18 protein-coding genes and 1 pseudogene are annotated in these 17802 nt (G+C 61.4%); 13 read left to right on the forward strand and 6 right to left on the reverse strand.

From position 1 onward, the window contains the following. The first annotated feature begins 82 nt into the window (after positions 1-82). The 5 genes from JT360_RS08030 (at position 83) to JT360_RS08050 (ending at position 3636) form a co-directional block, all read left to right on the forward strand. Positions 83-790: a metal-dependent hydrolase gene (locus JT360_RS08030; protein ID WP_214470929.1), complete on the forward strand. Its 708-nt coding sequence runs from the start codon at positions 83-85 to the stop codon at positions 788-790. A gap of 24 nt (positions 791-814) precedes the next feature. Further along, positions 815-1231: a hypothetical protein gene (locus tag JT360_RS08035; protein WP_214470931.1), complete on the forward strand. Its 417-nt coding sequence runs from the start codon at positions 815-817 to the stop codon at positions 1229-1231. 89 nt (positions 1232-1320) lie between these two features. After that, positions 1321-1608, forward strand: coding sequence for an Asp-tRNA(Asn)/Glu-tRNA(Gln) amidotransferase subunit GatC (gene gatC / locus JT360_RS08040; RefSeq protein WP_027166257.1), 288 nt, complete (start codon positions 1321-1323; stop codon positions 1606-1608). 7 nt (positions 1609-1615) lie between these two features. Continuing rightward, entirely contained in the window at positions 1616-2074 is a 459-nt protein-coding gene (locus JT360_RS08045; protein ID WP_214470933.1) for a GNAT family N-acetyltransferase, read from the forward strand. After that, entirely contained in the window at positions 2071-3636 is a 1566-nt protein-coding gene (locus tag JT360_RS08050) for an amidase (RefSeq protein ID WP_214470934.1), read from the forward strand. The genes JT360_RS08045 and JT360_RS08050 overlap by 4 nt, the downstream gene beginning before the upstream one ends. 30 nt (positions 3637-3666) lie before the next feature. Here the strand turns inward: JT360_RS08050 and JT360_RS08055 are convergent. Then, a protein-coding gene (locus JT360_RS08055; RefSeq protein WP_214470935.1) for an IS5 family transposase occupies positions 3667-4433 on the reverse strand; the annotation gives its coding sequence in 2 pieces (ribosomal slippage) (positions 3667-4088 and positions 4088-4433; 768 coding nt in all). Between the two features lie 173 nt (positions 4434-4606). Between JT360_RS08055 and JT360_RS08060 the strand changes: the two genes are divergently transcribed. Further along, a complete protein-coding gene (locus JT360_RS08060) occupies positions 4607-5404 on the forward strand; it encodes a YdcF family protein (protein WP_214470937.1) in 798 nt (265 codons plus the stop codon). Here the strand turns inward: JT360_RS08060 and JT360_RS08065 are convergent. Then, positions 5353-6096, reverse strand: a complete 744-nt coding sequence (locus JT360_RS08065) for a DUF599 domain-containing protein (RefSeq protein WP_214470938.1) — start codon at positions 6094-6096, stop codon at positions 5353-5355. The two genes, JT360_RS08060 and JT360_RS08065, sit on opposite strands and share 52 nt — an antisense overlap. Positions 6097-6231: 135 nt before the next feature. Continuing rightward, complete coding sequence (locus JT360_RS08070) at positions 6232-6927, reverse strand: cysteine hydrolase family protein (RefSeq protein ID WP_214470940.1); 696 nt, start codon at positions 6925-6927, stop codon at positions 6232-6234. Between the two features lie 190 nt (positions 6928-7117). Here JT360_RS08070 and JT360_RS08075 point away from each other — a divergent pair, with 190 nt between their 5' ends. From JT360_RS08075 to JT360_RS08085, 3 genes are all read left to right on the forward strand, one after another. Then, positions 7118-8521: an L-serine ammonia-lyase gene (locus JT360_RS08075; protein WP_214470941.1), complete on the forward strand. Its 1404-nt coding sequence runs from the start codon at positions 7118-7120 to the stop codon at positions 8519-8521. 77 nt (positions 8522-8598) lie between these two features. Beyond that, positions 8599-9036 carry a DUF1489 family protein gene (locus tag JT360_RS08080; RefSeq protein ID WP_214470942.1) on the forward strand — a complete coding sequence of 146 codons (438 nt, stop codon included), beginning with the start codon at positions 8599-8601 and terminating at the stop codon, positions 9034-9036. 269 nt (positions 9037-9305) lie between these two features. After that, positions 9306-10007, forward strand: a complete 702-nt coding sequence (locus JT360_RS08085; protein WP_214470943.1) for a DnaJ domain-containing protein — start codon at positions 9306-9308, stop codon at positions 10005-10007. 46 nt (positions 10008-10053) lie between these two features. Here JT360_RS08085 and JT360_RS08090 read toward each other — a convergent pair whose 3' ends face one another. Beyond that, positions 10054-11514 (reverse strand): SPOR domain-containing protein, encoded by a 1461-nt coding sequence (locus JT360_RS08090; RefSeq protein WP_214470944.1) that lies wholly within the window; start codon positions 11512-11514, stop codon positions 10054-10056. 287 nt (positions 11515-11801) lie between these two features. Here JT360_RS08090 and JT360_RS08095 point away from each other — a divergent pair, with 287 nt between their 5' ends. The 4 genes and pseudogenes from JT360_RS08095 to JT360_RS08110 all read left to right on the forward strand — a co-directional run bounded on the left by JT360_RS08095 (position 11802) and on the right by JT360_RS08110 (position 15934). Then, a complete protein-coding gene (locus JT360_RS08095; RefSeq protein ID WP_095200145.1) occupies positions 11802-12131 on the forward strand; it encodes a phasin family protein in 330 nt (109 codons plus the stop codon). Positions 12132-12409: 278 nt separating this feature from the next. Beyond that, on the forward strand, positions 12410-12739 hold the full coding sequence (clpS, locus tag JT360_RS08100; protein ID WP_027029050.1) for an ATP-dependent Clp protease adapter ClpS: 330 nt from the start codon (positions 12410-12412) through the stop codon (positions 12737-12739). Positions 12740-12745: 6 nt separating this feature from the next. Next, positions 12746-15214 (forward strand): ATP-dependent Clp protease ATP-binding subunit ClpA, encoded by a 2469-nt coding sequence (clpA, locus tag JT360_RS08105; RefSeq protein WP_214470945.1) that lies wholly within the window; start codon positions 12746-12748, stop codon positions 15212-15214. A gap of 79 nt (positions 15215-15293) precedes the next feature. Further along, positions 15294-15934 (forward strand): annotated as a pseudogene (locus JT360_RS08110) (chloramphenicol phosphotransferase CPT family protein). Here JT360_RS08110 and JT360_RS08115 read toward each other — a convergent pair. Next, entirely contained in the window at positions 15935-17089 is a 1155-nt protein-coding gene (locus JT360_RS08115) for a phosphatase PAP2 family protein (protein ID WP_352126997.1), read from the reverse strand. 93 nt (positions 17090-17182) lie between these two features. Continuing rightward, positions 17183-17620, reverse strand: coding sequence for an HIT family protein (locus JT360_RS08120; RefSeq protein ID WP_214470946.1), 438 nt, complete (start codon positions 17618-17620; stop codon positions 17183-17185). Positions 17621-17802: the final 182 nt, after the last annotated feature.

The raw sequence follows: 17802 nt of genomic DNA on the forward strand, positions 1-17802 counted from the left end.
TGCAAGGCGGACACGGTACCCTTTGATCTCGGGGCCATCGGCGTTCTATCCTCTGGCACGGCAAAAATCGAGGAATGCATTCATGAAACTGACCTGGTACGGCCATTCGGCCTTCCGTATCGAAACCGGCGACGCCAAGATCCTCATCGATCCCTATCTGATCGGCAACCCGTCCTGGACGGGCGGCTGGGAGGGACCGGCGGAAGGGGTCACGCATGTCCTGCTGACGCACGGACACAGCGACCATATCAGCGGCGCGCTGGAAGTGCTCGGCAAGAGCGGCGCCCAGCTGGTCGCTAATTTCGAGATCTGCATGTATCTGGTCGGCAAAGGCGTCAGCGACAAGAAGATCAATCCAGGCAACATCGGCGGCACGGTCGATTGCGGCGGCTTCACCACCACCTTCGTCCAGGCGCTGCACTCCTCCTCGTTCGGCGAAGAGGGCGGCAAGAACGTCTATCTCGGCAATCCGGGTGGGCTGGTTCTGCATTTCCCGGAAGACAGGACGCTTTATCACATGGGCGATACCGACATTTTTTCCGACATGGCGCTGATCAACGAACTGCACGAGCCGAAGATCGGCATCGTGCCGATCGGCGACCGTTTTACCATGGGGGGTGCCGTGGCAGCACTTGCCTGCCGCCGGTTCTTCAAGTTTGACACTGTCGTTCCTTGCCACTTCGGCACGTTTCCGATGATCGATCCGACGCCCGAAAAATTCGAGGCCGGCCTCGAAGGGTCCGGCGTGAAGCTCGCATCGCCTGCCATCGGGGAAACGATTACAGTCTAGAAACAGCCAAAGCGGAACAAATCCATGGCGTTGCGGCGATCTCTTTGCGTGTCGATGTTTGTCGAGGCGTCGCCCGCGCTCGCCGCAGATGATTTTGTCGAAGGCACCTATCTGCAGTCCGAGGAGCTTTGCGCGCAGGCCAGGAAGGACACGCTGCAGACGCTGATCGATGCCGGCAACATCGTACACTCGTCGCACGGACTGCTAGGTGTCGAATATAGCTGCGAGTTCGTTCAGGTCAGCAAGGCAACGCGCGCGCCGAGCTGGGCGGTGACGGCCATCTGCCAGGACCCGGGCTATGTCTTTCCCGATGTCCTGTCGGTAACGCGGGTCAGCCCGACGCAGCTCGATCTCGTGTCGGTCCGGCCGATCGACGACGAAAGCGGGGCCCGCGGCAACAGCGGCAGCTACTATCTGTGCGAGGGCCTTGCCCTGCCATAAGCCATTGGCCCGATTCATGGGAATACGCATGTTGCGCACGCCGCGCGGCGCCGCTATAGCCCGAACTGGTTTTTCCCCGAGGCAAATACATGTCCGTTGATCTCCAGACAGTGAAGCGCGTCGCGCGTCTCGCCCGCATCGCGGTGAGCGAAGAGGACGCAGAACGCATGACCGGCGAGCTGAACGCCATACTGGGCTTCGTCGAACAGCTGAACGAAGTCGATGTTTCCGGCGTCGAGCCGATGACTTCGGTGACGCCGATGGAGATGAAGAAGCGCCAGGACGCCGTCACCGACGGCAACAAGGCGGCCGACATCGTCGCCAACGCACCGGCAACCGAAGAGAATTTCTTCCTCGTGCCGAAGGTCGTGGAGTAAGTCGCCGATGGCAATCGAGATCGCCATCGAGACGCCGCTGCAGGACGACGTGCGCGGCTTGGTCAAGGAACTCAACGAAACCTTGCTCGAATTGACGCCGCCGGAGCATTGTTACCATCTGACGGTCGAGCAGATGGCGGGCCAGGATACGACCGTCTTCATCGCCCGCGACAACGGCCTCGCCATCGGCTGCGGTGCGCTGAAGCGCCATGGCGACGCCATCGGCGAGGTCAAGCGCATGTACACCAGGCCTTCGCATCGCGGCCAGAAGATCGGCGCCAGGATCGTCGAGCGGGTCGAGGCGCTGGCGCGCGATGAAGGATTGAAGCGGCTGGTGCTGGAGACGGGCGACCGCCATCCCGCAGCATGGACCGTCTACGAACGTGCCGGGTTCTCACGCTGCGGCCCGGTGCTGGATTATCCCGATTCCCAGTGGTCGGTGTTTTACGAAAAGAGCCTTTCATGAGCGACCTGACCCGACTGACGATTTCGCAGGCCCGCGCCAAGCTGCGCGGCAAGGAAATCACCGCGACCGAGATCACCGAGGCCTATCTCTCTGCGATCGATCGCGCCAATCCGGCGCTCAATGCCTATGTCGCGGTGACCGGAGACAAGGCGCGCGACATGGCCAAGGCATCCGACGGCAGGCTGGTCAAGGGCGAGGGCGGCGCGCTGGAAGGCATTCCGCTGGGGATCAAGGACCTGTTCGGCACCGAAGGGGTGCATACCCAGGCCTGCAGCCATGTGCTCGACGGCTTCAAGCCGCACTATGAATCGACTGTCACCGCCAATCTGTGGGCCGACGGCGCCGTCATGCTCGGCAAGCTCAACATGGATGAGTTCGCAATGGGCTCCTCCAACGAGACCTCCTACTATGGCCCGGTCATCAACCCGTGGCGGCGTTCGCGCCTCGACACGGTGGTGATGCCGACGACGCATCAGGGCGATGGCGGCTTCGTATCGGCCAGCGGCACGAAAACCCAGCGCAGCCTGGACAATGCGCAGCTGGTGCCGGGCGGCTCTTCCGGCGGTTCGGCGACCGCCGTGTCCGCCTTCCTGTGCGCCGGCGCGACGGCCACGGATACCGGCGGCTCGATCCGCCAGCCGGCCGCCTTCACCGGCACGGTCGGCATCAAGCCGACCTATGGCCGCTGTTCGCGCTGGGGCATCGTCGCCTTCGCTTCGTCGCTCGACCAGGCCGGACCGATCGCGCGTGACGTGCGCGACGCCGCGATCCTGCTCAAATCCATGGCGTCCGTCGATCCGAAGGACACCACCTCGGTCGACCGTCCGGTGCCGGACTATGAGGCGGCGATCGGCAAGCCGATCAAGGGCATGAAGGTCGGCATTCCCAAGGAATACCGCGTCGATGGCATGCCCGAGGAGATCGAGGCACTGTGGCAGAAGGGCATTGCCTGGCTCAGGGATGCCGGTGCCGAGATCGTCGACATTTCGCTGCCGCATACGAAATACGCGCTGCCTGCCTACTACATCGTCGCGCCCGCCGAGGCGTCGTCCAACCTGGCGCGTTATGACGGCGTCCGCTACGGCTTGCGCGTGCCGGGCAAGGACATCGTCGAGATGTATGAGAAGACCCGCGCCGCCGGCTTCGGCCGCGAAGTCAAGCGCCGCATCATGATCGGCACCTATGTGCTGTCGGCGGGCTACTACGACGCCTACTATCTGCAGGCGCAGAAGGTGCGCAACCTGATCAAGCGCGACTTCGAGAATGTCTTTGCCGCCGGCGTCGACGTTATCCTGACGCCGGCAACGCCGTCCGCCGCCTTCGGCATCGCCGACGAGGACATGGCCGCCGATCCGGTCAAGATGTACCTCAACGACATTTTCACGGTCACCGTGAACATGGCCGGCCTGCCTGGCATCGCCGTGCCTGCCGGCCTCGATCCCAAGGGCCTGCCGCTCGGCCTGCAGCTCATCGGCAGGCCATTTGAGGAAGAAACGCTGTTCCAGACCGCTGCCGTCATCGAGCAGGCGGCCGGCACATTCCAGCCGGAGAAGTGGTGGTAAGGGTATCGCTCGTCTAAGGCCTGTTTACAATCATCGGATTGCGAGGAAAGCGGTGACGAGATTGAGGAGTCCGGCAAAGCAAGCATCGGTCTTTTCGTAACGGGTTGCGATGCGTCGGAATGCCTTGAGATGGCAGAAGAAGTTCTCGACGAGATGGCGCCATTTGTACATTTCGGTGTCGTGAGGGATGCGCCCGGCCCGGTCTGCTTTGGACGGGATGACCGCCACGGCGCCACGTTCATTCAGGTTGGCGCGCAGCCAGTTGTTGTCGAAGGCCTTATCGCCGAGGAGCGCCTCAAAATCGAGGCCGGCGATCAAAGGCTCGACCCCGATGCTGTCGTGACGCTGGCCGGGCAAAAGGACGAAGCGAATGAGATTGCCGAGGGCATCGACCAAGGCCATGATTTTGGTGGTCAGGCCGCCACGCGAGCGGCCTATGGCCTGATTTTGAGTCCCCCTTTTGCGCCGGTGCCATGCTGGTGGACCCGGACGAGCGTGCCGTCGATAAGGACATATTCGAAATCGGGATCATCGCTGAGGGTCTTGAAAATACGCTCCCAGACGCCCTTCTGCGCCCAGCGCCAGAAGCGCGTATATACGGTGAACCACTTGCCGAACGCCTCCGGCAGATCACGCCACGGCGAGCCGGTGCGCGCGATCCAAAGAACGGCTTCGATAAATAGCCGGTTGTCGCGCCCGCTGCAGCCGGGATCACCGGCTTTACCCGACAGCTCCGGCGCGATTTGCTCCCATTGGCTGTCGCTCAACATCAATCGAATCAAAGGCTGGGTCTCCATTTCCAGCCTTGAATCAATTTTCTGCCGCTTTGGGAATCCTGATTGTAAACAGGCCTTAGCGCATGATCCCGAAAATCGGAATCGATTTTCGGAAAGGATCATGCGCAAAGATTAAAGCGTTACAGCGTCCTTTGCGCGTCCAAAGGACGAGCGACGCTGTAATGGGGTGAGCGATGTTCTTCTATCTTTCCAAGGTCTTCGGGTTCTTCATCCAGCCGCTCAACCTGACGATCTTCCTGCTTCTGGCGGGGCTGATCGCCGGCATGATCGGCCGGCGGCGGCTGGCCGTCACGGGCAGCGTGCTGGCGTTTCTGATCCTTGCGCTGTCGGCCTGGACGTCGCTTGGCGCGATGATGCTCAACCCGCTCGAGGAGCGCTTTCCGCGCCCGCCGCTGCCCCAAAAGGTCGATGGCATCATCGTGCTTGGCGGCAGCTTTGAGGGTGCCATCAACCTCGTGCGGGGCGGCTATGAATTGAGCAGCAGCGGCGATCGCATGGTCGAGACCGCAATCCTTGCCCGGCGCTTCCCGCAGGCCAAGGTGGTTGTATCAGGCGGAAGCGCCTCGCTTTTCGTTGACCGCGAGGGCGACGCCGACACTGCGCCCCGCCTGCTCGGCCCGCTGGGTGTATCGGCGGACCGTCTTATCCTCGAGGACAAGTCCCGCAATACCTACGAAAACGCGGTCTTCAGCCGCAAACTTGTCGAACCGAAGCCGGGCGAGACCTGGCTGCTGGTGACCTCCGCTTTCCACATGCCACGGGCCAAGGCGCTGTTCGACAAGGCCGGGTTTCCAGTCGTCACATGGCCTGTCGACTATCGCACCTCGGGCAAGGAAGGCGTCGGCTTGTTTCGCGACAATGCGGCCGATTCAGTAGAGAATACGACCATCGCGATCCGCGAATGGATCGGGCTTTTCGCCTATTGGCTTTCCGGCCGCATCGACCGGCCTTTTCCGGCGCCGGGTGGCTGACCGATGACAGCGCGCCGCGCCGCCGAGAAGAACTGGCGCCGCACCAGCACGGCCAGCAGCAGAAGCGTCGACAGCACGAACACCAGGGGATCGACGAACCAGCCGAGATAACCGATCGAGAAGAACAAACCGCGCAGGCCCGAGTTGAAATGCTTGCCTGCCAGCATGTTCATCTGCGTCGCGCGCCATACCGCTGTTTCCGTGACCGGATTGCGCGAGGCTTCGCCATGCGGGATCGGCACGGCGCCGATCAGGATCGAGCAATAGTTGAACAGCCGGTAGGCCCAACCGAACTTGAAGAAGGAGAAGGCGAGGATCAGCACCAGTCCCAGCACCTTGATCTGAAAGGCAGGCCGCGACGGCGCACCGCCCAAAGGCAGGTTGCTCAGCACCTCGAGCACGCGGTCGGACGCGCCGAGTAAGGCAAAACAGCCGCCGAGCGCGATCAGCGAACTCGAAGCGAAGAAGGCGGTTCCCTGCTGCAGGCCACTCATGATGGCGGTGTCGACGATACGGATCTCACGCTCGGCCATGGTGCGCATCCAGGCTTGCCGTTGCGCATTCATGGCCGTCGTCAGCGACATGCGACTGACCAGCCTGCCATCCGAAGCGAGCGTGTGCAGCACCCATGCGAAGAGGAACAGGCCCAGCGCCGCGAGATCGGCCGTGGACAGATAGGAGGAATAGCCCATGCTCTCTTTTTACCTTGGCTTTGATGATTGGCTTAGAGCAATTCCCCGCAAAAGTGCGCAGCGGTTTTGCGTCCGGAATTGCATAGAAACAAAGAGATAGAGCATTGACGACGATGCTGTTTCGTCGGAAATGCTCTATGTCGTCAAGGCTTCGATGGCTTCCCTTTGCAAGGCTTCGACGACCATGTCGGTGCTGGTGACCCATCCCAGGGCGTTCTCGAAATTCCACAATGTGGACTGGCGATTGAAGTCCGGCCCTGAATGGTTGATCGCATCCTCGACCAGGATGGGCCAGAATTCCAGCATGTAGGCGTCGCGGGCGGTCGCATCGACGCAAATGTTGGTAGCGACCCCGGTGAACAGGAGATAGCGGATTTGCCGGGCGCGCAGATACGCTTCCAGCCCGGTCTTGCAAAAACCGCTATAGCGCGACTTGCGGATGACCTGGTCGCTCGGCTCGGGCTTCAGCGCGTCGACGATCCGCCAATCCCAGCTGTCGTCGATCAACAGCCTGCCGGCAAGCTCAGGGCGCTCGCGCATCAGGACCATGCCCAATTCCTTTTGATAGTTCGGCGAGGAGGGATCTCCCGCGTCACTGAGGTCGGGCCGGTAGGACATCTGGAGGTAGACTACGGCCATGCGGGCTTTGCGGGCCGCCGCAAGCAGGCGCTTGTTGGCTTCGATTGCCGGGGCCGCGCCTGAAATGTCGAAGCCTGCCAGATCGAACATGCCGCCCGCCGAGGCAAAGGCGTTCTGCATGTCCACAACGACCACGGCTGTCCTGACGGGATCGATTTGCAATGGTTTCGGCCTGGCATTCAACACGAGCATCGCATCCCCCTCGGCAACCGCAAACCGCGCCGGTGCGCCACGTACAGAATAGCAGCGCGCCCATGGTCCGGCAATCAATGTCGCTGCCGGAGCAAACAAGGTCGGCAGGCGCTGCGCCGCGAATGCCAAAAGAGCGGAAACATCGTGGGAATTCCTATATGTAGTCCTTGACGTGACTCCAGGAGACAACGTGTTCCTTTCGGTTTTCGACCTGTTCAAGATCGGCATCGGCCCCTCCAGCTCGCACACGATGGGGCCGATGACGGCCGCGCGGCGCTTTCTCGACGAGGTCGCGGGAGACGACTGGCCGCGTCCCGCCGGCGCCAAGGTCGCCCGCATCGGCGCCAGCCTGCATGGTTCGCTGGCCTATACCGGCATCGGCCATGGCAGCGACCGCGCCGTCATCCTCGGGCTTGCCGGCCAGACCCCGCAAACGGTCGACCCCGACCAGGCCGACGTGATCGTCGACCGCATCACCGCCGACAGACTGATTTCACCGCCCGGCCACCCATCCTACCATTTCGACCCGGCCACCGATCTGGTGCTCGACCGCAAGACGCCGCTCACCGGACATGCCAACGGCATGGCATTCTATGCCTACGATGCCAGCGGCCGTCTGCTGCTCAAGCGCATCTACTATTCGATCGGCGGCGGCTTCGTGGTTTCCGAAGAAGAACTGCAGCGGATGAAGGCCAAGGGGTCGGTGACATCAGAGGGCAAGAAGGTGCCGTATCCCTTCAAGAACGCCGTTGAGATGCTGAAAATGGCGGCCAAGAGCGGCCTTTCCATCGCCGAGATGAAGCGCGTCAACGAGGAAACACAGATGTCGCGCGAGGCGCTCGACGCCGGCCTCGACGCCATCTGGGATGCGATGAAGCGTTGCATCGACCGTGGCCTGTCGCAGGACGGCATCATGCCGGGCGGGCTCAAGGTGCGCCGGCGTGCCAGGCAGCTCCATGACAAGCTGCAGGAACAGTGGCAGCAGAACCGGCCGAATCCGTTGCTCGCCAATGATTGGCTGTCGATTTACGCGATGGCCGTCAACGAGGAGAATGCCGCCGGCGGCCGCGTCGTCACCGCGCCGACCAACGGCGCGGCCGGCACGCTGCCGGCGGTGTTGCGCTACTGGTTGCATTTCCATCCCGAAGCCGACCAGCCGAGCATCCGCGACTTCCTGCTGACGGCGGCCGCCGTCGGCGGCATCATCAAGACCAATGCGTCGATCTCGGGCGCCGAGGTCGGCTGCCAGGGCGAGGTCGGTTCCGCCTCGGCAATGGCCGCCGCCGGCTTGTGCGCCGTCATGGGCGGTACCCCAGAGCAGGTCGAGAATGCCGCCGAAATCGCGCTCGAACACCATCTCGGCATGACCTGCGATCCGGTCGGCGGCCTGGTCCAGGTGCCGTGCATCGAGCGCAACGCGCTCGGCGCGGTCAAGGCGGTGACAGCGGCATCCCTGGCGATCAAAGGCGACGGCGTCCACTTCGTGCCGCTCGACGCGGCGATCGAGACCATGCGCCAGACCGGCCTCGATATGAACGAGAAGTACAAGGAAACCAGCCTCGGCGGTCTCGCGGTCAATGTCGTGGAGTGCTGAGCTTCTGGCCTAAACCGGCACTGTGGAGAAGTCCGCCAGGCCGTTGACGTCCCGGCGCTCCGGACTAACCTTAGCGCATGGCCCTCAATCTCCTAAAACTGTGCGTCGGCTGCGACAGCGTCGAGGATCTCGAGGAATGGATCGCGTTCCGTCTCGATGAACGGCGCCGTGCCGGTGAGCCGGCCGAACACTGGCACACCACCCGCATGGTGCCGACGCGCAGCGCCGAGATCACCGATGGCGGTTCGCTCTACTGGGTGATCAAGGGCAATGTGCAATGCCGGCAGCTGATCACCGAGATCCGGCCATTTACCGACGACGAAGGGATCGGCCGCTGCCACCTGATGCTGGACCCGCACGTCATTCGCACTGATTGGCAGCCGCGCCGCGCGTTTCAGGGCTGGCGCTATCTGAAACCTTCGGACGCGCCACCCGACCTCGGCAAGGGCAAGGCGGGGCTGGTCGAGATGCCGCCGAAACTCAGGCGTGAGCTTGCCGACCTCGGCTTGCTGTAGCCCGGCGCCGAGGCGTTTGCCTGATCTCGATCGCGGCCGTCCGCTGGCCCTCAATCTTGCCTCGCACTGGACTTGCAAGCTGCGCGACAACGCCACATCTTGAAATTCATGCGCGATGAAAAGCTGTCGAGCTCGGCAAAAGCCACAGCGTTGGCGAGCCCGCATGGCGGGCCTCTTCCTGCTGGGGGCCATGATTCCGGCGCAGAAAAAGTGTTGAAGGAAATGACGCGGCTGTCCAAGCGGGCAGGGAGTCCGCGAGGCGGTGGGAAATGTTAGGCGCAATTATCGTCCTGGTCGCATTGCTGCTGGTGCTGCTGACAGTAGCCTCGGCGTTTCTTCGCGCCGATCCGGCCACGCTTGCAAGCACAACAAGAACATTGGGTCCGATCCTATTGGCCCTGGTAGGCGGCGCCCTGCTGCTGGTCGGGCGCAGCGGGATCGGCGGTGTCATTCTGTTCGCGGCAATCGGCTGGTACGGCGCTACGCGCACAAGCCGGCCAAATACCAGGCCGACGGCCGGAAAGCGCTCAACGGTGCGGACGGCAGCGCTCGAGATGGAACTCGATCACAATACGGGCGGCCTCGAAGGACTGGTTCTGGCCGGCCGCCATGACGGCAAGATGCTTGGCGCGATGGGCCTTGCGGAGCTGCAGCATCTCTACCGCGAACTCTCCGGCGATGCGGAGAGCCGCCAGCTGCTAGAGACGTATCTTGACGGCAGATTTCCCGTCTGGCGCAAAAACACTGAGACGAACGGTGGCGAAGGGCTGGGTGTTGCGCCAGGTCCGGGCGCCATGACTAAGGAGGAGGCCTACAAGGTCCTTGGTCTTGAAGCGGGGGCCGCCGCGGCGGATGTCCGCAAGGCGCACCGCCGCCTGATGCAGCGCCTGCACCCCGATATCGGCGGCACGTCTTTCCTGGCGGCGCGAATCAACGAAGCCAAGGACGTCTTGCTCTCCAATCACAACTAGTCTCCTTCGACGCAGTAATTTTCCGGGAGATCGTTTCCACGCTGTCCTATTGCTGGACGGCGTAGCACTCGATTTTCTTCTTCTTCAAAGCAGTGCAGGCTTTCCAGGCGGCGTCCTTCGAACCAAAGCCGCCGAAGCGGGCGCGGTAATAAGTGGCCCCGTCCTTGTCGAAGGCGACAGTGAAGCCGCTAGCATCAGCCAGCACCTTGGGCGCCTGCTTCGCGGTCTTGTCGAGGAAGGCCTGGGCCTCTGACTGTTTCGGTGAAGAGGCGACCTGGATGGCCCAGCCCGACGGCACCGAGGCGGTGTTGACCGGATCGACAGCCGGCGTCGGCTCGGCATAGGCGGCCACGATCTGTGCTGTGGCGACCTTCGGGGCGGAGACGATGACCGTCTTCACCTTCTTTGCCGGGACAACCAGCTTGGGTTCTTCCGCCGCTGCGCTGTCGTCTGCGGCTGCGCTGTCCTCTGCCGCTGCGCTGTCTTCCGCGTTGCCGTCATCCTGGGCAACCGTCGCGTCGTCGGCAACGGCGTCGTCGGCGCTGGCCACCGCCACCGGCTTGTCATCGGGGGTCGGCGCGTCATGCTTGGGCAGAAGGACCTTGGCAAGTGCCTTGATCGGATTGCTGCTGTCGGCCTTGGCTACCAGATCGCCGCCACCGCGGGTCGAGGCTCTTGGCATATAGGTGTTGATCAGGGATGCCATATGGTTGTCGCGGCTGCCGCCCGACGTGCCGCCCATGACGACGGCGACGAGACGGCGGTTGCCGTCGGATACGGATGAAACAAGGTTGAAACCGGAGGCGCGGGTGTAGCCGGTCTTGATGCCGTCAACGCCCTTGATGCGCCCGAGCAGACGGTTATGGCCGTTGATGCGCTGGCGGCCGTAGAGAAAGGACCGCTGCGAGAAATAGCCATAATATTGCGGAAAATGCTCACGCAGCGCGATGCCGAGCGTGGCCATGTCGCGCGCGGTGGTGAACTGGCCTGGGTCGGGCAGGCCGTTGGCGTTGCGGAAGACGGTGCCGTTCATGCCAAGCTGACGCGCCTTGGAAGTCATCATGCGGGCGAAATTGGTTTCGTTGCCGCCAATCATTTCGCCTAGCGCGGTCGCCGAGTCATTGGCCGACTTGGTGACTATCGACAGAATGGCGGTGTCGACGGTGACCGAACCGCCCGGCTTCACGCCGAGCTTTGTCGGCGCCTCGGCGGAGGCATGGGCCGAAAACACGACAGGCGTGTTCCTGTTGATTTTGCCTTTGGCCAGCGCTTCGAAGGTCAAATAGAGCGTCATCATCTTGGTGAGCGATGCCGGATAGCGACGACCGTCCGCATCGGCGGAATAGAGCACCTTGCCGGTCTTGGCGTCGACCACGATGGCGGCGGGCCTCGCCGCCATCGACGAAGCGGCGCTGGCAACGACAAACACCATCGCCAAGGCGATGATCATGATCGTTTTCAGAGAGGAGGTGGATTTGGAAACGATGCCCGACAACGCCTGACGCACTGGTAGTTCCTTTGAAATTTCTCGTTGCGTTGGAGGCGGCAAAGGGATCCTGCCCCGCTTCCGGCCAAGCTACCGGGGCGGCGTTACCAATCCGTTTATGGTAACCGCCGCGTTCACCATTTTCTTCGGGCTTGAAGTTCTGTTTATTCGATTTTTAGCAATTCGCCGCGAGGGCGCGCGTCCGAAGGTGGGTGAATATTGACTTTTGTGCGGTGCACAATATATTCATGTGCGTTGCACAAGGGCGCCCCGAAGAAGGACGTCTCAACCGTCAAGGGAATCGTGAAATGACCCAGACCTATGAGGACTTCAGCAAATACGGCAAAGAGTTTGCCGATACCGGATTGAAGAGCTTCGCTTCGCTCTCCAAGGGCGCTCAGGCGATCGCCACCGAGGCCGGTGAATACACCAAGAAGAGTTTTGAAGCCGGCAGCGCCGCTGTCGAGAAGCTGTTCTCGGCCAAGTCGCTGGACAAGGCCATCGAAATCCAGTCCGACTACGCAAAGCAGTCCTACGAGGCGTTCGTCGCCGAGGCCACCAAGATCGGCGATCTCTATGCCGAACTCGCCAAGGAAGCCTACAAGCCGTTCGAATCGATCGTTGCCAAGGCGAAGTAATTTTCGGCCTGACAGTTCCAGATCCGGGCCGTTTGGCTCGGGACAAAACCCGGTTGCGGAAGCGCGGCCGGGTTTTTTCATGTCAATTGGCGGTTCGGGACGTCATACCGCTTCACGATTGCGAAAAACCGCCAAGTTTGGTCACCTAGCCATATTGTCAGCTAACCAGAAGGGCTTAAAATCGTCCATCGAACACCTACATGTTGATCTCGCATGAGGATTCGAAAGAGGCAGGATACGTGACGATCGGTTTGACTGCCACGAGACGAGTGGCGCGGATGGCAAACGGCGGCGGCGACGGCAATGAGGCCGGCCGCGGGACGGCCGTTATCACGCGCACAAAAACCAAAACCAAGAAGCCCAGCCTTTACCGGGTTCTCATCCTCAACGACGACTACACTCCCATGGAGTTCGTGGTTCACGTGCTGGAGCGTTTTTTCCAGAAGGATCGCGAAGCCGCCACACGCATCATGCTTCATGTTCACAATCATGGAGTGGGCGAGTGCGGGGTCTATACATTCGAGGTGGCCGAGACCAAAGTGTCTCAGGTCATGGATTTCGCCCGACAGAATCAGCATCCGCTGCAATGCGTGATGGAGAAGAAGTGAGGTAACATGCCGGCTTTCTCCCAAGGCCTGGAAAAAGCGCTTCACCAGGCGCTGACGCTCGCCAACGAGCGGCACCATGAATACGCAACCCTTGAACATCTGCTGCTCGCGCTGATCGACGACACAGAGGCGGCCGCCGTCATGCGTGCCTGCAACGTCGATCTCGACGAGCTCAAGCACACTGTTCTCACCTATATCGACACCGAGCTCGACAATCTCGTCACCGGCTATGACGAGGATTCCAAGCCGACGGCCGGTTTCCAGCGCGTCATCCAGCGCGCGGTGATCCATGTGCAGTCGTCGGGCCGCGAGGAAGTGTCGGGCGCCAACGTGCTCGTCGCCATCTTCGCAGAGCGCGAGAGCCATGCCGCCTATTTCCTGCAGGAACAACAGATGACCCGCTATGATGCGGTCAACTACATCTCGCACGGGATCGCCAAGCGTCCGGGCGCATCGGAGACGCGCTCGCCGCGCGGCGCCGATGACGAACAGGGCGGCCAGAACGGCGCCGAGCCACAGGAGGAAGGCGGCAAGAAGAAGCAGCAGCAGGATGCGCTGACCGCTTATTGCGTCAACCTCAACAACAAGGCCAAGGCCGGCAAGATCGACCCGCTGATCGGCCGCGAAAGCGAGATCAACCGCACCATCCAGGTGCTGTGCCGCCGCTCGAAGAACAACCCGCTCTATGTCGGCGACCCCGGCGTCGGCAAGACGGCGATCGCCGAAGGCCTGGCCAAGCGCATCGTCGAGGGCGACGTTCCCGAAGTGCTGCACAATGCAACCATCTTCGCGCTCGACATGGGCACGCTGTTGGCCGGCACGCGCTACCGCGGCGATTTCGAGGAACGCCTGAAGCAGGTCGTCAAGGAGCTCGAGGATTATCCGGGTGCGGTGCTGTTCATAGACGAGATCCACACCGTGATCGGTGCTGGCGCCACGTCAGGCGGTGCCATGGACGCGTCGAACCTTTTGAAGCCGGCGCTGTCGTCGGGTGCGATCCGCTGCATCGGCTCGACCACCTACAAGGAGTTCCGCCAGTTCTTCGAGAAGGACCGCGCTCTGGTGCGGCGCTTCCAGAAGATCGACGTCAACGAGCCGACCATCGAGGACGCCATCGAGATCATGAAGGGCCTGAAGCCCTATTTCGAGGAGTTCCACAAGGTCCGCTACACCAGCGAAGCCATCAAGGCCTCGGTCGAGCTGTCGGCGCGCTACATCAACGACCGCAAGCTGCCGGACAAGGCGATCGACGTGATCGACGAGACCGGCGCCTCGCAGATGCTGGTGCCCGAAGCCAAGCGCAAGAAGACGATCGGCATCAAGGAGATCGAAGCAACGATCGCCACCATGGCGCGCATTCCGCCGAAGACGGTTTCGGCCGATGACGAGAAGGTGCTGCAGGGGCTTGATATCGAGCTGAAGCGCGTCGTCTACGGCCAGGATACCGCGATCACCGCGCTGACCTCGGCGATCAAGCTGGCCCGTGCCGGCCTGCGCGAACCGGAGAAGCCGATCGGCTCCTACCTGTTCTCAGGGCCAACCGGCGTCGGCAAGACCGAAGTGGCCAAGCAGTTGGCCGCCTCGCTCGGCGTCGAACTGATCCGCTTCGACATGTCGGAATATATGGAACGCCACACCGTCTCGCGGCTGATCGGCGCGCCTCCCGGCTATGTCGGCTTCGACCAGGGCGGTCTGCTGACCGACGGCGTCGACCAGCATCCGCATTGCGTGCTGCTGCTCGACGAAGTCGAGAAGGCCCATCCTGACCTGTTCAACATCCTGTTGCAGGTCATGGACCACGGCAAGCTGACCGACCACAACGGCAAGCAGATCGACTTCCGCAACGTCATCCTGATCATGACCACCAATGCGGGCGCATCCGATGCGCAGCGCGCGGCGATCGGCTTCGGTTCGACCAAGCGCGAAGGCGACGATGTCGAGGCGATCAACCGGCTGTTCACGCCGGAGTTCCGCAATCGTCTCGACGCGATCATCCCGTTCGGCTCGCTGCCGGTTCCGGTCATCCATCAGGTGGTGCAGAAGTTCGTCATGCAGCTCGAGGCGCAGCTCTCCGAGCGTGGCGTCACCTTCGACCTGTCGCCGGATGCGATCGCGTGGCTCGCCGACAAGGGCTATGACGAGCGCATGGGCGCACGGCCGCTCGGCCGCGTCATCCAGGAGCACATCAAGAAGCCGTTGGCCGACGAGGTGCTGTTTGGCAAGCTCAAGAAGGGCGGCACGGTGCGTGTCACCGTCGAGAAGAAGGAAACCGGCGAGACCGGCCTGAAGCTCGAATCGCTGGCCGACGAGGCGCCGGTGAAGCCGAAGAAGGAAGAGCCGGAAGACGCGCCTAAGCCGGCCAAGGCCGTGGCCAAAAAGCCAACCGCGAAGAAGGTCGTGGCGCAGAAGCCGGAACCCAAGGGCAAGGATGGCGGCAAGCGCAGTCTGGTGCCGCAACTGCCCCGCAAGGGCTGATCCCTGACGAAAGAAAAAAGCCCCGGCAACGGGGCTTTTTTCGTTGGCATCGTGAGGTGGTGGAATAGTGAGGTGGCATATGGCTGGCCAGATCATCATCCTCAACGGCGCGCCGCGATCGGGCAAGTCGAGCATCGCTCAGGCCATCCAGGACAGTTTTGAAGGTCTGTGGATGAACCTGGGCGTCGACAGCTATGCGCGGATCACGCCGCCGCGATATCGTCCGGGAATTGGCCTACGACCGGGCAGCGAGCGCCCGGACCTCGAAGTTTTCGTGCCGCGGTATTTTATGCGGCCCTCTACGAATCGATCGCTGCCCATAGCCGGCTCGATCTGAACGTCGTGGCGGATGTCGGTCATCACGATGGCTATTCGAAACCACTCGACATCCTGGCCGATTGCGTGCGCCGATTCGCCGGCCTGCCGGTGCTGTTTGTCGGCGTTCGCTGTCCGATAGAGATCATTTTGGAAAGACGAGCCGCCAGCGAGGCGGGCAGGGATTATGTCGTCGGTTCGCCAGCTGATCCGGTACCTTCGCCGGTGCGTCTGTGGCAGGATGAGGTACACTGGCCGGACGTATACGATCTTGAGGTCGACACTTCGTTGCTGAGCCCGGTGCAGTGTGCGGATGCGATGCGCGAAGCTTCTACCGGGAGCGGCGCACCCGATAGCCTTTCAGAGGCATGTGGATACGTCCCCGCAACCTACCAGCGTTCCTGACTATACCGACGCAGCTTCCGGGCGGGCCAAAGGAACCTCGCTCGCGAAACGCGAAGCAATCGTCGTCCGGGACAATACCACGCCGGTGACTTTCCAGATGGCGATCGAGATCAGTATGCCCGCGTAACCGTCCGGGGCGTAGTGCCACCCAAGAACCACTGACCCGAGCATGATGATCGCCGCGAATATCCACATTACGACGCCCAGCCGTGGAGACAGCCTCGTTACATACAGCGCAAAAAGCACGGATGACGCGACATGAATGGAAGGGAACGCTGATATGCCCATGGTTCTTGAAGACACACCCTCGTAGCCGTTCCACAACCGCTCCTGCAGGGACAGGGCCCAAACCGGATACTGGCTATTCGCCGATTGAAGTGCGTCCATCAACGGTTGATAGAGATCGCCAAACCCCAACCTTGCAAAGTAGCAAGGGCCGGCGGATGAGAATGTCAAAGCAACGAAGAAGCCGCCGATCAGCCAGAGCAGCATGAAGCTGAGCAAAAACTGATGACGCAGAAGAGTATCGCGGGTCGCCATGACACTTGAAAAGACAGTCACGATCAGCACCGCAAACCAAAAATTATAGCAGAAATTGAGAAGACGGATGGTTATCGGGCTTTCAAGAATCCACCAAAGCCATTGGTAAGAAGCACGACCGAAATGCAGCTTGGTGCTGAAGTGTGCGATGGCCTGGTCCCAGGAGAAAGGCGCCAATACAGCGATCGCGCCCTTCAGCACTGAAAAACCCGAAACAAAAATCAAGATCGCGGCAAGGCCGTTCACGCCATTGGCAATGCGGTTTCTATCGATCAACAATTGCCGGAAGGAAACCAACAAATGGTTGGCCGGCGACTTTGCGCGATGGACCAACGCCAGTTGAAGCAGCCGGAAGACTGCATATGCACATCCAACAATCCAGAAATAGACCACCAGATAGAAGGCATATTCATAAAGCAATGCGAAATCCGGCAAATTCCCGATCTGGGCGCCAACCGCAAAGCCTAATCCCAGAGTAAACAGCGCAACCGCATGAATAATACGGTGTCGAAGAAACGATTCGACCAAGAGTTTTGAAAAAGCGGCCTCACCATTGGCTCCGGACCGCCGGCTCAAATATTCGAAAGTATCTTGCAATGCATGTCCCTCGCGCACGAGAAATGCCTCGCAAGGGCTTGCTAGAGTATTAAGAAAGAAGCCGCTGGGTGGTGTCTCAGCGGCCGCGATGATCGCTCGGTTTACAAAGACTTAAGATTCTGCCGAAAGGGCGGCGCGGATCTTTTCGGCGTTCTCAGCCAACACTTCGGGTTTCTCCATCGCGCCGCTATGCGGCTTCAGCGGGATGCCGTCGAAGCGGGGGATGACATGCACATGCAGGTGATAGACGGTCTGCCCGGAGGCCGGCTCGTTGAACTGCATTATGGTGACGCCATCCGCGCTGAAGGCTTTTTTCACCGCCAACGCGAGTTTCTGAACGACCGTGAAAAGCGGGCCGAAGGTCGACGGGTTGGCGTCGAGCAGGTTGCGCGACGGTGCCTTCGGCATCACCAGCGTATGGCCCGGCCCCTGCGGCATCACATCCATGAAGGCAATGACCGCGTCGTCTTCGTAAACGCGGTGGGAAGGAATTTCTCCGCGCAGGATCTTTGCGAAGATATTGTCGGTTTCATAGGCGGTTTCGGCCATGGCGAACGCTCCGGATTGTGCCTCGCAGTCCCATGTAGCGAAGCTGTCCTGGAGCGGCAAGGCAATGTGGGTGTGATCAGGCGAGATCGACCATGCCGCCGGCTTCGACAAGCGCGCGGTGGAAGCAACAAAGCGGCCCGCGTGGCGAACAGCGGACCGCGTAGAATGTCTGGCGCGCAAGA

It is taken from the genome of Mesorhizobium sp. dw_380 (genome assembly GCF_018588885.1).
Taxonomy (GTDB): domain Bacteria; phylum Pseudomonadota; class Alphaproteobacteria; order Rhizobiales; family Rhizobiaceae; genus Mesorhizobium.

What these genes read in the sequence shown, in the direction of transcription:
- JT360_RS08080 (WP_214470942.1), top strand. Translation starts at nt 8,599, where the DNA reads ATGGCCCTCAATCTCCTAAAACTGTGCGTCGGCTGCGACAGCGTCGAG.
- clpS (WP_027029050.1), top strand. Translation starts at nt 12,410, where the DNA reads ATGGCAAACGGCGGCGGCGACGGCAATGAGGCCGGCCGCGGGACGGCC.
- JT360_RS08120 (WP_214470946.1), bottom strand. Translation starts at nt 17,620, where the DNA reads ATGGCCGAAACCGCCTATGAAACCGACAATATCTTCGCAAAGATCCTG.
- JT360_RS08030 (WP_214470929.1), top strand. Translation starts at nt 83, where the DNA reads ATGAAACTGACCTGGTACGGCCATTCGGCCTTCCGTATCGAAACCGGC.
- clpA (WP_214470945.1), top strand. Translation starts at nt 12,746, where the DNA reads ATGCCGGCTTTCTCCCAAGGCCTGGAAAAAGCGCTTCACCAGGCGCTG.
- JT360_RS08060 (WP_214470937.1), top strand. Translation starts at nt 4,607, where the DNA reads ATGTTCTTCTATCTTTCCAAGGTCTTCGGGTTCTTCATCCAGCCGCTC.
- JT360_RS08070 (WP_214470940.1), bottom strand. Translation starts at nt 6,927, where the DNA reads ATGCTCGTGTTGAATGCCAGGCCGAAACCATTGCAAATCGATCCCGTC.
- JT360_RS08095 (WP_095200145.1), top strand. Translation starts at nt 11,802, where the DNA reads ATGACCCAGACCTATGAGGACTTCAGCAAATACGGCAAAGAGTTTGCC.
- JT360_RS08085 (WP_214470943.1), top strand. Translation starts at nt 9,306, where the DNA reads ATGTTAGGCGCAATTATCGTCCTGGTCGCATTGCTGCTGGTGCTGCTG.
- gatC (WP_027166257.1), top strand. Translation starts at nt 1,321, where the DNA reads ATGTCCGTTGATCTCCAGACAGTGAAGCGCGTCGCGCGTCTCGCCCGC.
- JT360_RS08045 (WP_214470933.1), top strand. Translation starts at nt 1,616, where the DNA reads ATGGCAATCGAGATCGCCATCGAGACGCCGCTGCAGGACGACGTGCGC.
- JT360_RS08050 (WP_214470934.1), top strand. Translation starts at nt 2,071, where the DNA reads ATGAGCGACCTGACCCGACTGACGATTTCGCAGGCCCGCGCCAAGCTG.
- JT360_RS08035 (WP_214470931.1), top strand. Translation starts at nt 815, where the DNA reads ATGGCGTTGCGGCGATCTCTTTGCGTGTCGATGTTTGTCGAGGCGTCG.
- JT360_RS08065 (WP_214470938.1), bottom strand. Translation starts at nt 6,096, where the DNA reads ATGGGCTATTCCTCCTATCTGTCCACGGCCGATCTCGCGGCGCTGGGC.